This is a genomic window from Halococcus salsus (assembly GCF_009900715.1).
Taxonomy (GTDB): domain Archaea; phylum Halobacteriota; class Halobacteria; order Halobacteriales; family Halococcaceae; genus Halococcus; species Halococcus salsus.
Map to the genome: position 1 here is coordinate 177272 of NZ_JAAAJC010000004.1, position 13634 is coordinate 190905.

The 13634-nt window shown below is 68.0% G+C and carries 16 protein-coding genes; 11 read left to right on the top strand and 5 right to left on the bottom strand.

Annotated features, from left to right (window positions below; all coding sequences use genetic code 11):
- Nucleotides 1-24: 24 nt before the first annotated feature.
- From GT355_RS12415 to nikR, 3 genes are all read right to left on the bottom strand, one after another.
- Nucleotides 25-591: a GrpB family protein gene (locus GT355_RS12415; protein ID WP_160134911.1), complete on the bottom strand. Its 567-nt coding sequence runs from the start codon at nt 589-591 to the stop codon at nt 25-27.
- A gap of 83 nt (nt 592-674) precedes the next feature.
- Nucleotides 675-1001 carry a putative quinol monooxygenase gene (locus GT355_RS12420; RefSeq protein WP_160134912.1) on the bottom strand — a complete coding sequence of 109 codons (327 nt, stop codon included), beginning with the start codon at nt 999-1001 and terminating at the stop codon, nt 675-677.
- A gap of 10 nt (nt 1002-1011) precedes the next feature.
- Nucleotides 1012-1434 carry a nickel-responsive transcriptional regulator NikR gene (nikR, locus tag GT355_RS12425; RefSeq protein WP_120073472.1) on the bottom strand — a complete coding sequence of 141 codons (423 nt, stop codon included), beginning with the start codon at nt 1432-1434 and terminating at the stop codon, nt 1012-1014.
- Between the two features lie 105 nt (nt 1435-1539).
- On the opposite strand from nikR, the gene mvk reads away from it, so the two are divergent.
- The 7 genes from mvk (at nt 1540) to GT355_RS18480 (ending at nt 7806) form a co-directional block, all read left to right on the top strand.
- Nucleotides 1540-2529, top strand: coding sequence for a mevalonate kinase (gene mvk / locus GT355_RS12430; protein WP_160134913.1), 990 nt, complete (start codon nt 1540-1542; stop codon nt 2527-2529).
- Nucleotides 2526-3296: an isopentenyl phosphate kinase gene (locus GT355_RS12435; protein WP_160134914.1), complete on the top strand. Its 771-nt coding sequence runs from the start codon at nt 2526-2528 to the stop codon at nt 3294-3296. Before mvk ends, GT355_RS12435 begins: the two co-directional genes overlap by 4 nt.
- Nucleotides 3297-3375: 79 nt before the next feature.
- Nucleotides 3376-3714 carry a hypothetical protein gene (locus GT355_RS12440; RefSeq protein WP_160134915.1) on the top strand — a complete coding sequence of 113 codons (339 nt, stop codon included), beginning with the start codon at nt 3376-3378 and terminating at the stop codon, nt 3712-3714.
- Nucleotides 3715-3879: 165 nt separating this feature from the next.
- Entirely contained in the window at nt 3880-5226 is a 1347-nt protein-coding gene (locus tag GT355_RS12445) for an RNase J family beta-CASP ribonuclease (protein ID WP_160134916.1), read from the top strand.
- Entirely contained in the window at nt 5223-6272 is a 1050-nt protein-coding gene (gene idsA3 / locus GT355_RS12450) for a geranylfarnesyl diphosphate synthase (protein WP_160134917.1), read from the top strand. The genes GT355_RS12445 and idsA3 overlap by 4 nt, the downstream gene beginning before the upstream one ends.
- A 399-nt stretch (nt 6273-6671) precedes the next feature.
- A complete protein-coding gene (locus tag GT355_RS12455) occupies nt 6672-7637 on the top strand; it encodes a nucleotidyltransferase family protein (protein ID WP_160134918.1) in 966 nt (321 codons plus the stop codon).
- 43 nt (nt 7638-7680) lie between these two features.
- Nucleotides 7681-7806: a hypothetical protein gene (locus GT355_RS18480; protein ID WP_275690153.1), complete on the top strand. Its 126-nt coding sequence runs from the start codon at nt 7681-7683 to the stop codon at nt 7804-7806.
- A 12-nt stretch (nt 7807-7818) separates the two neighbouring features.
- On the opposite strand, the gene GT355_RS12460 is transcribed toward GT355_RS18480, so the two are convergent.
- Nucleotides 7819-8526, bottom strand: coding sequence for a diphthine--ammonia ligase (locus GT355_RS12460; protein ID WP_160134919.1), 708 nt, complete (start codon nt 8524-8526; stop codon nt 7819-7821).
- A 109-nt stretch (nt 8527-8635) separates the two neighbouring features.
- On the opposite strand from GT355_RS12460, the gene GT355_RS12465 reads away from it, so the two are divergent.
- Genes GT355_RS12465 through GT355_RS12475 form a run of 3 tightly spaced genes read left to right on the top strand, consistent with a single transcriptional unit; the run spans nt 8636 to nt 10004 of the window.
- Nucleotides 8636-9103: a zinc ribbon domain-containing protein gene (locus GT355_RS12465; RefSeq protein ID WP_160134920.1), complete on the top strand. Its 468-nt coding sequence runs from the start codon at nt 8636-8638 to the stop codon at nt 9101-9103.
- 44 nt (nt 9104-9147) lie between these two features.
- On the top strand, nt 9148-9564 hold the full coding sequence (locus GT355_RS12470) for a DUF5810 domain-containing protein (protein WP_160134921.1): 417 nt from the start codon (nt 9148-9150) through the stop codon (nt 9562-9564).
- A gap of 23 nt (nt 9565-9587) precedes the next feature.
- A complete protein-coding gene (locus tag GT355_RS12475) occupies nt 9588-10004 on the top strand; it encodes a DUF5809 family protein (RefSeq protein WP_160134922.1) in 417 nt (138 codons plus the stop codon).
- A gap of 368 nt (nt 10005-10372) precedes the next feature.
- Here GT355_RS12475 and GT355_RS12480 read toward each other — a convergent pair whose 3' ends face one another.
- Entirely contained in the window at nt 10373-12745 is a 2373-nt protein-coding gene (locus GT355_RS12480; protein ID WP_160134923.1) for a DUF2298 domain-containing protein, read from the bottom strand.
- Nucleotides 12746-12838: 93 nt separating this feature from the next.
- Between GT355_RS12480 and GT355_RS12485 the strand changes: the two genes are divergently transcribed.
- Entirely contained in the window at nt 12839-13618 is a 780-nt protein-coding gene (locus tag GT355_RS12485) for a glycosyltransferase (protein WP_160134924.1), read from the top strand.
- Nucleotides 13619-13634 lie beyond the last annotated feature (16 nt).

Consider the following 13634-nt stretch of genomic DNA (forward strand, 5'->3'; position numbering starts at 1 on the left):
GTTTCCACCACTGCTTTTGCTCCGCTACTCGACAGTGGGAACGACGAAATCGAACTCCAAGTCGTCGTCTTCCCGGCCGACCCGGAGAACGCGTTCGATAAAGGCCGTCTTGCCTCGTGAGTAGGCCGCCAGATCGTCGTGGTCGGTGGCGAGCTCTCGTTTCAATCGTGCGTATTCAGCACGGATCTCCCGATGGGCGCACAGCACCTCACGGGTCACGACACTCGTCTTCCATTTGTTGCCGGAGACGGCGAACACGTGGTCGTTGTACCGTTGACCATCGTGCGAGCGAAAGATCGGGTGCCACGTACTCGTGTTTTCGTGCCGAGTTCCACCTAGTTCAGTTTCGAGTGTGCGTGCGATAGCTGAGACGGCGTCGTCAGCAACGACGATGTCCAAGTCGACGATGTCCTTTGCGGGAAAGTCGGGAACGGCCGTTGAACCGACGTGCTCGATCCGCAGGATATCCTTTTCGATGTCATTGATAGCCACGGCATCGAGTATCCGGTCGCGCTCCGCCACGAACCGTTCGCGCCACACCTCGTAACGCGACGACCGCAGCTTTATCGGGTCGTCGTGTGGGTTGACCATTAGTAAGCGGAGCGATTAGAAGTACTTCACTGCTTCGCCGGGCGGAAACCACAGCAGCGCCACAGAAAATTACCGAAACGATTTCACTGCAGTTCGTCGACCCCGAAGCGGACCGTTTCCGGCGGACCTTCGAATTTGACCTGCATCGTTTCTACCTCGCCGTCGACGAGTTCCGGCAACATCGCTTCGAACTGCTCGTACGAATCCGTCGCCGACTGTGCCTCGGCCGCATCCTGGTCCTCGTACAGCTCGAAGAATCGGATCAAGTTCGGGTCAACGACATCGGTCATCGCGCGGTAGGTAACCGTTCCGGGCTCGTTTCGCGAGCGCTCGGTGAGGTCCCGGATCACGTCGAGCGCCTCCTCGCGGCGATCCGGATCGACGGGAATGGTGGTGTGAACGAGGAGCATCGAGCGCCGTTCAACCGAGGGTTCGGGCGAAGTCCTCGACCGGCATGACCGAATAATCCACCGAGACCGTGTCCTGGGTCGCGCGGATCTTCCCGACGAAGGTCGAGATGTCCTCGAGGTCGCCGTCGAGGATGAAGATTTCCATGCAGTAGTGGTTACCGACGTGACTGTGGAAGTTCGAAGCCACCAGGTCGTCGTGTTCGTGGCGGAGGTGCATCATCCGCTCCTCGACGCTGGTGGTCTCGTAGTCGAACAAAACCGTGACGACCGCCATGAGCTCGCGGTCCTCGAGCCGAGCGTCCTCGAACTCCCCGAGGAGGTTGCGCCCCGCCTCCCTGATGACCTCGCTTCGCCCGGTGTAGCCGTGGTCGTCGGCGAAGGTGTCGATCCGTTCGAGGAGTTCTTCCGGCATCGAGACGCTGACAACGGTCATGTATTAACTCAGTTCGCTTCAACTATTAGGCTTTGCTATAGTTCGGATCGGTCGCCGACCGAGCGGATCCACAAACACTGATACGCCGGCCGACGGAGAGGGCGCATGGCGGTCTCAAGCGCCCCCGGCAAGGTCTATCTCTTCGGCGAACACGCGGTGGTCTACGGCGAGCCCGCGGTGCCGTGTGCGATCGAGCGCCGGGCACGGGTCGAAGCCACCCGGCGCTCGGATAGTCGGGTCCGGGTCCACGCCCACGACCTCTACCTCAACGGCTTCAGCGTCGAGTACGCGGGGCCGGCCGACGACCGACCGACCGTGGCCACCGACCAGTCGGTGCTCGACCTCGGGATGCGCTACATCGACGGCGCGATCGACCGTGCCCGCGACCTCGCCGACCAGCCCGAAGTGGGTCTCGACGTCACCGTCGAGAGCGACCTCCCGCTGGGGGCCGGTCTCGGCTCGTCGGCGGCGGTCGTGGTGGCGGGGATCGACGCCACGGCACGCGAACTCGGTGTCGAGCTCAGTTCGAAGGAGGTGGCGAACCACGCCTACAGGGTCGAACACGAGGTTCAAGACGGGGAAGCCTCGCGCGCCGACACGTTCTGCTCGGCGACCGGCGGCGCGGCGAAGGTCGAGGGCGACGACTGTGAGACCATCGACGCACCGAACCTCCCGTTCGTGGTCGGCTACGACGGCGGCACCGGCAACACCGGCGAACTCGTCGCGGGCGTACGGGCGCTCCGCGAGGAGTACGACTTCGCGGCCGACACGGTGGGGGCGATCGGCGACCTCGTGCGCCGCGGCGAGCGCGCACTCGACGCGGGCGACGTCGACGAACTCGGCCGGCTGATGGACGTCAACCACGGTCTGCTCTCGGCGCTCGGGGTCTCCTCGCGCTCGCTCGACGCGATGGTGTGGGCGGCCCGCGAGGCGGGCGCACGGGGGGCGAAACTCACCGGGTCCGGGGGTGGGGGCTGTATCGTCGCGCTCGACGAGACCGAGGACACCCCGACGGCGCTCGGGTACACCCCCGAGTGCGAACGGGCGTTCCGCGCGGAACTCGACACCGAGGGTGTCCGGCAGGAGGACGGATGACCGGCGAGCCGAACACGGAAAGTCGAGCCGCGACGAAAGCGGCGGTGCTCAAACTCGGCGGGAGCGTCATCACGGACAAGTCCAACCCCGAAACCCTCGATACGGAGACACTTGACCGCGCCGCGGACGCGGTGGCGGCGTTCGAGGGGGAGCTCGTCGTGGTCCACGGCGGCGGGAGCTTCGGCCACCACCACGCCAGCGAGCACGGGATCACGACGACGGCCGGGAGTCACGATGCGACGGGCGCACGCGCCGTCCACGACGCGATGCGACGGCTCAACGACGCGGTGCTCGACGCGCTCCGCGAATGCGGCGTCCCGGCGCTCCCGCTCCACCCCCTCTCGGCGGCCACGCGCGACGATTCCGGGGAACTCTCGCTGGCGACCGACGTCGTCGCAAGGATGCTCGGCGAGGGGTTCGTCCCCGTGGTCCAGGCCGACGTGGTCACTCATGTGGGTCGAGGTGTGACGATCCTGAGCGGCGACGAACTGGTGGTCGTGCTCGCGAGGGCGCTCGATGCCGACCGAGTGGGCGTCTGTTCCGGCGTGCCGGGTGTGTTCGACACCGACGGGGCGGTCATCGACCGCATCGACTCCTTCGAGGACGTGCGGGCGGCGCTCGGTGGGAGCGACGCGACCGACGTCACCGGGGGAATGAGCGCGAAGGTCGAGGCGCTGCTCGGGCTCGACGCGCCGGCCTGGGTGTTCGGCCTCGACGACCTCCCCCGATTCCTCGACGGCGAGTCCGCAGGGACGCGAATCGGGTAGTCGATCCGACCGGAAAGCGACCACGGGACCCGGATCGAGCAGGAAGAACTATGCCCTCACTCGGTGTTTCGTTCGGTGTATGTCAAGTGTCAACATTACTACCGCCATCAAGTACGGTTTCATCGTGGTCGCGTACTTCGTCGGAATCCTGATCCTCGGGGGGATCGTCGCTGCGATCGGGTTCGCGCTCGTCGGTGTCGGCGGGAGCGGGTTCGGGGATGCCAGCGGGGGGGTCGGCGCGGCTGGCGGCGTCCTCGCGCTGGTCGGCATCGTCGTCGGCATCCTCGGCTACGTGATCATCATCGGGGCGGCGTTCGGCATCCAGTACAAGATCATCTCCGACGGGGTGGCGCGCGGCATCGAAACCGCCGGTGGGGTGACGGGTGGACGCGCGACCGACGCCGACGAACGGACGTAATCGGGCATATCGTTCCGGGAGCGAGCCACGGGGTTTATACCACCCCCGTCCCGTAGCAACGCACATCCGAGAGACCGCCCCGAGCATCGGGGCGGCCGGGCGGGTCGCGTGACCTCGCCAGCCGGCGGAACATCCCTGCTCGCGGGCGGCTCTGGAGTACTAACCATGGAAATCGATATTGCAACCATCGGCGGCTACGAAGAGGTCGGCCGACAGATGACCGCCGTTCGGGCGGGCGACGACATCGTCGTCTTCGACATGGGTCTCAACCTCTCGAAGGTCCTGATCCACGACAACGTCGAAACCGAACGAATGCACAGTCTCGACCTGATCGACATGGGCGCGATCCCCGACGACCGGGTCATGTCCGACCTGGATGGGGAAGTCCAGGCCATCGTCCCGACCCACGGCCACCTCGACCACATCGGGGCCATCTCGAAGCTCGCCCACCGCTACGACGCGCCCGTGGTGGCGACGCCGTTCACGATCGAACTCGTCAAACAGCAGATCGAGAGCGAGGAGAAGTTCGGGGTCGGCAACGACCTCGTCAAGATGGACCCGGGCGAGTCGATGGAGATCGGCAACGGGCTCGATCTCGAGTTCGTCAACGTCACCCACTCGATCATCGACGCGATCAACCCCGTGCTCCACACCCCCGAGGGATCGATCATCTACGGGCTCGACAAGCGCCTCGACCACACCCCCGTGATCGGCGACCCGATCGACATGGACCGCTTCCGCGAGATCGGTCGCGAGGGCGAGGGCGTGCTCTGCTACATCGAGGACTGCACCAACGCCGGCCGCAAGGGCCGAACCCCGAGCGAGCAGCTCGCTCGTGAGGAGGTCCGTGACGTGCTCTACAGCATGGAGGACTACAAGGGCGGCATCGTCGCCACCACCTTCTCCAGTCAGATCGCGCGGGTCAAGTCCATCGTGGAGTTCGCGAAGGACATCGGCCGTCAGCCCGTCCTCCTCGGTCGCTCGATGGAGAAATATTCGGGGACTGCCGAACGCCTCGACTTCGTCGACTTCCCCGACGACCTCGGGATGTTCGGTCACCGGCAGTCGGTCGACCGGACCTTCAAGCGGATCATGAACGAGGGCAAGGAGAACTTCCTGCCGATCGTCACGGGCCACCAGGGCGAGCCGCGCGCGATGCTCACCCGGATGGGTCGGGGCGAGACGCCCTACCAGCTCGACGAGGGTGACAAAGTGGTCTTCTCGGCACGGGTCATTCCCGAGCCGACGAACGAGGGCCAGCGCTACCAATCCGAGCAGTTGCTCCGAATGCAGGGCGCACGCATCTTCGACGACGTCCACGTTTCGGGCCACATGTCTCAGGAGGGCCACTACACGATGCTCGACGCCATCCAGCCCCAGCACGTGATCCCGGCCCACAACGACCTCGAACACCTCGCGCGCTACATCGACCTCGCCGAGAGCCAGGGCTACCGGATGGGTCGGGACCTCCACGCGACGCGCAACGGCAACGTCATCTCGCTGGTCGAATGAGCGCTTCGGGGGCGGCGGTCGTCGAGGCGGTCGCGGCACGACGGGAGCGCGTCAACGCGTCGCTCTCGGAGTACCTCCCGATAGGCGAGCCCGAGCGCCTCTACCGCGCCTCGCGTCACCTGCTCGACGCCGGCGGCAAGCGCCTCCGGCCCGCGGTCACGCTGCTCGTGGCCGAGGCGCTCACCGACACCGAACCGCTCGGTGCGGACTACCAGTCGTTCCCGACGCTCGGCGGGTCGGGGCCCGACGAGATAGACCTCATGGCGGCCGCGGTGAGCATCGAGACGATCCAGTCCTTCACCCTGATCCACGACGACATCATGGACGAGGACGACCTCCGGCGCGGGGTGCCCTCCGTCCACAGCGCGTTCGACACCGAGACCGCGATCCTCGCTGGCGACACGCTCTACGCGAAAGCCTTCGAGTTCATGCTCGCCACCGGCGCGCCACCCGAGCGCACCGTGCGCGCACTCTCGGAGCTCGCCAGGACCTGTACCCGGATCTGTGAGGGGCAGTCGCTCGACGTCGCCTTCGAGCACCGCGACGACGTCACGACCGACGAGTACATCACGATGGTCGAGCAGAAGACGGCCGTTCTCTACGCCGCCGCGGCCCGCATCCCGGCGATCCTGCTCGGCGCGGACGACGAGACGACCGAGGCGCTCCGCCAGTACGGGCTCGACATCGGCCGGGCGTTCCAGATCCGCGACGACGTGCTCGATCTCACTGTTCCGAGCGAGCAGCTCGGCAAGCAGCGCGGCAGCGACCTCGTCGAGGGCAAGCGCACCGCCGTCACGCTCCACGCCAGCGAGCACGGCGTCGACCTCGACGACCTCGTGGTGGCCGAGACGCCCGCGGCGGTCACCGAGGAGGAGGTCGACGCCGCGGTCGCCGAACTCGACGCCGCGGGCAGCATCGAGTACGCCCGCACCCTCAGCCGCGACCTCGTCGACCGCGGGAAGTCCCACCTCGAAGTCCTCCCCGACAACGAGGCCCGCCGCCTGCTCGCTGGCGTCGCGGAGTACCTGATCGAGCGCGGGTATTAGATCCCCACGCTCCCACCTTTTGCTGCGGTCGCTCGCGTTGCTCGCTCCCTGGCAAAATGTGGATCAAAAGCGCGTCGGGTTCCCGCCGGTCACCCTCGCGCCCGCTCGTTCGCCGTCGGCTCACTCGCGGTGGGATCACTAACCGCTCCGCAACCGCATAGCGCCGCCTCCGTCGAAGCCCTCGCGCCTACGGCGCTCGCCCTTCATCCACCAGGGACCGCTCCGCGCCACCGCCGCCAACCGCACCGCTGTCGCGGCCGTACCGCTCCGCACCGCCGGCTGCGCGGCGACTGCCGACTCCAGAGACGACCATTGCAAACAAATCTCAATCCGTCGGTTTTCGGGTGATTCGGACCGGGAATGAAAAGGAACTTACCCGACGGCCGAGACGGAGTTCGCATGAAGGCTATCGTGCTCGCCGGCGGGTATGCGACCCGACTCTGGCCGATCACCAAACACCGGCCCAAGATGTTCCTCCCCGTCGGTGACACCGTCGTCATCGACCGGATCTTCGAGGAGCTCGAAGCCGACGAGCGGATCGAGGAGGTCTACATCTCGACCAACGAGCGCTTCGCCGAGGAGTTCGAGGCCCACGTCGAGGAACGGGGCTTCGAGAAACCCACGCTCTCGATCGAGGACACCACGGGCGAGGACGAGAAATTCGGGGCGGTCGGCGCGCTCGCCCAGCTCATCGACCGCGAGAACGTCGACGACGACCTCCTCGTGGTCGCGGGCGACAACCTCCTCAGCTTCTCGCTCGGCGACTTCATCGACGACTTCGAGGAGCGCACCGAACCCACGATCGCGGCCTACGACGTCGGCTCGCGCGAACGCGCCAAGTCCTACGGTCTCGTCGAACTCGACGGCGATCGGGTCGTGGACTTCCAGGAGAAACCCGAGGACCCCAACTCCACGCTGGTCTCGATCGCGTGCTACGCCTTCCCCGCCGACGCGCTCGTGCTCGATGAGTACCTCGCGGACGACAACAACCCGGACGAGCCGGGCCGGTTCGTCCAGTGGCTCCGGGGCCAGCGCGACGTCTACGCCTACACCTTCGACGGCGCGTGGTTCGACATCGGCACGCCCGAGAGCTACCTCGACACCGTCGCGTGGGCGATCGACGGCGATTCGTCCATCGCGTCCGACGCCACCGTCGAGAACAGCGAGATCGGGTCGGGCGTCCACGTGATGCCGGGTGCCACCGTCAAGAACTCGACCCTCGAACACTCGGTGGTCTTCCCCGAGGCCACCGTCGAGGACTGTACGGTTCGCGACTCGATCCTCGACAAACACGTCGACGTCGCCGGGGTCGACCTCACCGGCGCGCTCGTCGGCGAGCACACCGTGATCCCGAACGACGAGTAACGGGATCCGGTGGATTCTTTTCCCGACGGGCCGTTCTCGCGATATGGCATCACGCAAAACGAAGGTCGCATTCGGCCTCGGTGTCCTGCTCGCCGCCTCGTTCGCGATCCACTACGCCCTGTTCGGCGCGCTGCCGCTCGGCAAACCGTCGATGCTCGACGACGAGTAACTATCCGAACGACTACCCGAGCCGCGCGTCGGTGACCCGGAGCCGACCGCGCGTCCCGTCCCACTCGGTCTCGTAGTCGAGTTCGATCGGACGCGCCATGTGCGGCCCGTCGGTCACCAACGTCTCGAACTCCCCGCCCTCGCCGAGCACGTGGACCCCGTACTCCTCGTGAAGGGCTTGGAGGTCGTCGAACGCTTCTTCGTCGAGCACGCGCCCGAGCCACGACTCGTCGAGGCCACGGGCCGCGACCTGTACCACTCGGATCTCGAAGCCCGCATCGAGCATCGCGTCGGCGAGCTCGCGCGGGTCGCGCCCCCAGAGCGGGGCGAACAACTCGATGCCGAGCCGGTCGCACATCCCCTGGATCCGGCTCGTCTGGAACTCGCTCTCGACCGCCCCCGCGGTGACCCCCGCGAGGTCCCCATCCATGGTGAGGTCGCGGAGGGCGCGTTCGAGGGGTTCGAGTTCGGCGTCGCCGCGCGCACCGGACTCCTCGATGCCCCGCCCCGCCTCGTCCGGGTCGACCTCGACGAGTTCGATCCCGATACTCTCGGCCGCGAGCCGCGCGAGCCGCGTCTCGGGCACGTGATACATGTACGAGCCGTCGTCGGGATGCACCGTCAGGAGCCGCTCGACCGGCAGGTCGGTTTCGAGCGCGCGGTAGAGCGCCCACGAGGAGTCCTTGCCGCCGGAGAACAAGCTCACCCACGCCTCCGTCATGGGCTTCGTACCGCGGCGAGGGCTAAACCCACGTCGGTCGACCGGCGTCGGGCGCGACATCGGTCGCCAACCCGGAAGGTTAAGACCGTCGGGCCGAGTATTGGGGGAAATGAGCCGTCATCGCGCCGGCAAGCGCCCGTGGCTCGCCGCGGTGCTCGCGGTCATCTACCCGGGGCTGGGCCACCTCTATCTCCGGCGGTGGTTCCGGGCGCTCGCGTGGTTCCTCCTGGTGTTTCTCACGGTCCAGATCACGCTCCCTCCGTCGGCGCTCCCCGAGTCGGGGGAGTTCAGCATCGAGGCGGTGCTGGCGGCGAGCCAGGCGCTCCCGATCGAAGCCACGTTCGCGCTCCTCGTGCTCACGATCCTCAACATCGCCGACGCCTACTACCTCGCCCGCCAGCGGAGCACGGAGGCCGCGGGGCGAAGCGAACCGATGGAGACGATCCAGGGTGCCGTAGGCGACGATTCGACGGGCGACGAGTCCCCGGACCACTGTCCCCACTGCGGCCGCACGACCGACACCGACCTCGATTTCTGCCAGTGGTGCGGCGAACCGCTCGACACCGAGCCCGCGTGACCCGCGGGCGTGGAGTAGAAGTTCGCCGAGGTCTTTAACGACCCATGGGCTACGCCTGTCCGGTCTGTGAGACGCCCCAGGCCGACGCGCACCACCTCGCCAACCACCTCGCGTTCACCGCGTTGCTCGGCGACGACGACCACGAAGCCTGGCTCGACGAGCACACGCCCGGCTGGGACGAGGCGGGCGAGGACGAACTCGCCGAACGGGTGCTCGCGGAGGCCAAGGAGGTCGAGTTCCCGCAGGTCTTCGAGGACACCACTGATGACCACGACCACAATCACGACCATCACGACCACGACGAGCCTCGACCCGGCGAGCTCTTCGACGACGAGCCACCGATGGCGGGCGGTCGCGGACCCGACGAGGGCCGCGGCCCCGGTGGAGAGGTCGACCCCGAGACGGCCGAGGCGCTCCGGAAGGCTCGGGAGCTGACCCGCGACGACGACGAAAGCGAGTAGTTCCCTCGGGGTTCAGTCCCGCCATGCACACCCAGGGACGGTTCTCGCCGGCGACCGCCGAGCAGGCGCACGAACGCTACGACGACCTCGGACCGACCGCCCAGACCGCCGTCCGGGAGGCCGCGACCGCGATGGAGTTCGAGAAGGACGAGTACGACGACCGCGTGACGAGCGAGGTAGTCGAGCGGGTCCGGAACGCGCTGTTCGCGAGCGAGCTCGAAGTCAGGGTCGGGGACCGCGAGGAGTTCGACGACTGGCTGGCGGACCACCCCGACTACGAGTCCCACGTCATCGGGAACGAGAACGTCGACCGGGTGGCCTGGCACGCCGCGCCGTTCGCCGACACCGTCGCGGCGGCGACGTTCGCCAACCGAGAGCGCGCTGCGGTCGAGACCCTCCGCCGCCAAGCCTTCGGCCGCATCTACCGCGACCTCTTCTAAACTTCTTCTCTGTATCCCGAATCCCGTCTTCTCTGTGACCAGTCTAAGGTGTGGTCTTGACCGAGGTCCGTAGCTCCGATTACAAGTCCTGATGCAAACGAGAGACCGCACCCGCAACCGCCCCGCGACAGCCACATACCTCCCCAGCCGACTGCGCTCCTCGATCGCTCGGCTCACGGCTCACTTCGTTCGCCGTTCGCGCGTTCGGTGGTGTTCACTTCGTTCACACCACCCATCGCTCCTTGCGGTGCTCATCCCTCGTACAGTGCTCGCGGTCGGTGCTCACTGTCGTTCGCACACGACCGCGAGCGCGCGCCACCGCGGACCGTGAAGCTGAAGATTTCGATGTGGAGATACGAACCGGGACCTCAGGCCGAGAGTTGGTCCTGATTCACGCGGTAGATCGTCACCGCGTCCCACCGTTTTTCGACGCTGACGCCGTCGAGGCCGCTGAAGTCCACGTCACCGTAGGCGAGGCGTTCGTTCGGGCCGACGTAGATGTAGCGGACGTCGTACTCGTCGAGGAGCCGGGCCCGTTGGGCGGGGGTACCCTCGTAGATGGTCCGGACGTCGTCGACCCGCTCGAAGTAGGCCGCCTCGCCGCGGTAGCCGACCTCGTGGTCCCAGCCGACGACCGTCGGGACCCCGGTGAGGCTCGACGGCGCGTTGACCCAGTGGTAGTCCGTGAGCGCCTCCTCGTCGTTGCAGTAGCACGACGGCACCGAGACGATGGTCGGCTGGCCCGGGCGGGCGTCGAGCCACTCGATCGCGTCGGCCTCCTCGGGGTGAGTGGTCGAGACGAACGCCAGCGCGTCGATCGTCGGGTCGTCGACCTGCGAGACGCTCTCGGTGCTCGTGAAGTGAGCCGTGAGTGCGAACGCACCGTAGACCGACGCCAGGACGACGACGAGGCCGACCAGAACGCGGCCCGCGAGTCGCCAGCGCCCCGTCAGCGCCTCGCGGGCGGCCGTCGCGTCGGGGCGGTGGGCGTCGACGAGCCACGCACCGACCGCGCCCGCCGCGACCGCGAACAGCATCCAGACCTGGGCGTAGGTCTTGAAGACGGTGTTGAGCCGGCCCGGCCCCGCGTTGCCCTGGATGTAGACGAACTCCACGAGCAGGAGGACCCCGACTCCGGCCACGATCAGCACCGTCTCGAAGCCGACCGCGGGGAGTGGGTCGGCATCGGTCCGAACGCCGCCGTCGGACTCCGTCGGTCGGCGGTCGTCCGTGACGGTCGACGACGGGGACCGTCCGGTGTCGTGCCGGTGGACGAGCACCAACCAGCCGACGACGAGGAGCGGGGCGAGGAGCGCGAGCGCGGCGGCGTCGGCGAGCCACGCCACCGCGACCAGCCCGAGGATCCCGACGAGCACGGCCTGCGTGGTGGCCGTATCGAGCAGCCGTCGCCCGCGGTCGAGGAGGTAGGGGACGAACAGCGCGAGGAACGCGCCGTGGACGAGGAGGAGCGCGCCGAGCGGGCTGCGGTCCGGGAGGAACGCGACCGCGCGACCGCTGGCGGAGTCGAGCCAGAACGGAAACGACCACGCGATGCCGACGACGAGGACGACGGCCGCGACGACGAGCGCGACACCGGTTCGGAGTGCCTCGCGCTCGACTCGCGACCCACCCGTGGGGAGTCGGTCGCCGACCCGCGGGACCAGGGTTCGGGGATCGCTATCGGCGAACGTCATCGCGAGCCAGCCGACCCCGACTGAGGTGGGGAAGCTCCAGGTGTTGACCACCGTGAGGAGGCCGACGATTGGGGGCACGGCACCGAAGACGAGGAGCCGACGTCGGCGAAGCGCGGCTTCGGGGGTACGGTAGTAGGCGAACCAGCACGCGGCGGCGAGCAGCAGGAACGGCGTGCTCAGCATGTGGGCGTGGAGGTCGCCGTTGAGCCACGCGAACAGCGGGAACTCGTTGATCGCGCCCGGGATCACCCGGCTGGCGTCCCAGTAGCTGAACGCGCCGGGCGACGCCGCGAGCCCGGCGAGTTCGACGTCGAGCCGAGCGGCGACGGCCTGCGCGAGCCCGTCGGGCAGGACGAGCAGCACGGCACGGCCGGGGGTTTCGAGGTTGCTGGCGAAGCCGACGAAGAAGGCCGCGAGCGCGCCCGCGACCGGGGCCGACCGACCGCGAGCCGCCGCGACCGCCCCCGCGAGACCGTAGGCCGCCGTCACGACCGCTCCGAAGAAGCCCGCGAGCGCGAGGTTGTAGGCGTAGCGTGCGGGGGTGAACGTGACCTTCATCAGCAGCGCCGTCAGCAGGTGGCCGCCGTAGTAGTACTGGACGGGTTCGCCCGCGAACCAGAAGTCCTCCGGCGGGAGTGCCTGCGTCCGAAGCAGGGACTTGAGCAGCCCGAAGTCGAGGAACTTCTCGCCGCCGCTCGGGTGTACCGCGGGGTCGACGGCCCGGATCGCGACCACGAACAGGAACGCGCCCGCGAACACGACGACCGGTCCGACGAAGCGGCGGAGCTCGAAGTCGGTGCGGTCGAGGCCGCGGAGCGAGAGTGCGGAGAGACCGACGAGGACGAGGAGGCCGGCGACGAGGCCCGCGTCGAGCGAGAGGTGGCCGACCCAGTAGGCCACGACGCCGACGACCGTGAGCGAGAGCGGGATCGAGAGCGTCGCCCCGCGGTCGGGGAACCCACGGAAGAGGCGGACGGCGAGCGGGAGGGCGACCACCCCGAGACCGAGGAAGACGACGAGCCAGAGCGCCACCGGACCGTACTCCATAGCGACACCGGGGAACCGGCGTATATCCGTCTTGTGGGATTCGGTCGTCCCCCGTTTCGAACCCCTTTTACCCGCGCCGTCGGTGCCTCCTGCATGCAGCGGTCCGTCGGGGTCGTCGTGCCGGCCTACCGGCCCGACGTCGAGCGACTCGTCGAGTACGTCGATAGGATAGCCGAGCGGCTCTCGCCGGCGACGATCCGGGTCGAACTCGATGCCCCGCGCTCGGAGGTCGTCGCGGCGCTCGCCGACACGCCCGCGACGGTCGCCACGGCTCCCTATCGCCGCGGGAAGGGCCGCGCGATCACCGCCGGCTTCGAGGCGCTCGACACCGACGTGCTCGCGTTCGCCGACGACGACGGCAGCACGCCCGCCGACTCGTTCGCGGCGGTGGTTCGACCGGTTGTGGAGGACGAGGCCGACCTCGCGGTCGGGTCGCGCCGCCATCCGGATTCGCCGATGGGCCACCACCGGACGTTCGGCCGACGGCGGCTGGGCGACGCGTTCGCGTGGCTCGCCCGCCGCCTCGTCGAGCCGAGCCTCTACGACTACCAGTGCGGCGCGAAGGCCGTCTCGCGGGCCGCGTGGAACGAACTCCGCGAACACCTCTACGAACCGGGCTTCGCCTGGGACGTCGAACTCGTCGCGATCGCGGGCGCGCTCGGCCAGCGCGTCGTCGAGGTTCCTGTCGAGTGGCACGACCAGCCCGACTCGACGGTCTCGCCGGTCGGCACCTCGCTCGCGCTCGCCCGCGGCGTGCTCGCCGCGCGGCATCGTGCGGGGCTGATCCACGAGAGTCGGCTCCACGGCGCGATCGACGCCCGGCGGGCCGAGCAGTCGAGGCTCGTCGAAACCCACGGACCGGACCGACCATGACCCGCCGGGAGTCGCG

Coding starts and splice junctions, on each gene's coding strand:
- GT355_RS12440 (WP_160134915.1), top strand. CDS start 3,376: ATGTCAAGTGTCAACATTACTACCGCCATCAAGTACGGTTTCATCGTG.
- idsA3 (WP_160134917.1), top strand. CDS start 5,223: ATGAGCGCTTCGGGGGCGGCGGTCGTCGAGGCGGTCGCGGCACGACGG.
- GT355_RS12465 (WP_160134920.1), top strand. CDS start 8,636: ATGAGCCGTCATCGCGCCGGCAAGCGCCCGTGGCTCGCCGCGGTGCTC.
- GT355_RS12475 (WP_160134922.1), top strand. CDS start 9,588: ATGCACACCCAGGGACGGTTCTCGCCGGCGACCGCCGAGCAGGCGCAC.
- GT355_RS12460 (WP_160134919.1), bottom strand. CDS start 8,526: ATGACGGAGGCGTGGGTGAGCTTGTTCTCCGGCGGCAAGGACTCCTCG.
- GT355_RS12480 (WP_160134923.1), bottom strand. CDS start 12,745: ATGGAGTACGGTCCGGTGGCGCTCTGGCTCGTCGTCTTCCTCGGTCTC.
- GT355_RS12485 (WP_160134924.1), top strand. CDS start 12,839: ATGCAGCGGTCCGTCGGGGTCGTCGTGCCGGCCTACCGGCCCGACGTC.
- nikR (WP_120073472.1), bottom strand. CDS start 1,434: ATGACCGTTGTCAGCGTCTCGATGCCGGAAGAACTCCTCGAACGGATC.
- mvk (WP_160134913.1), top strand. CDS start 1,540: ATGGCGGTCTCAAGCGCCCCCGGCAAGGTCTATCTCTTCGGCGAACAC.
- GT355_RS12445 (WP_160134916.1), top strand. CDS start 3,880: ATGGAAATCGATATTGCAACCATCGGCGGCTACGAAGAGGTCGGCCGA.
- GT355_RS12420 (WP_160134912.1), bottom strand. CDS start 1,001: ATGCTCCTCGTTCACACCACCATTCCCGTCGATCCGGATCGCCGCGAG.
- GT355_RS18480 (WP_275690153.1), top strand. CDS start 7,681: ATGGCATCACGCAAAACGAAGGTCGCATTCGGCCTCGGTGTCCTGCTC.
- GT355_RS12455 (WP_160134918.1), top strand. CDS start 6,672: ATGAAGGCTATCGTGCTCGCCGGCGGGTATGCGACCCGACTCTGGCCG.
- GT355_RS12435 (WP_160134914.1), top strand. CDS start 2,526: ATGACCGGCGAGCCGAACACGGAAAGTCGAGCCGCGACGAAAGCGGCG.
- GT355_RS12415 (WP_160134911.1), bottom strand. CDS start 591: ATGGTCAACCCACACGACGACCCGATAAAGCTGCGGTCGTCGCGTTAC.
- GT355_RS12470 (WP_160134921.1), top strand. CDS start 9,148: ATGGGCTACGCCTGTCCGGTCTGTGAGACGCCCCAGGCCGACGCGCAC.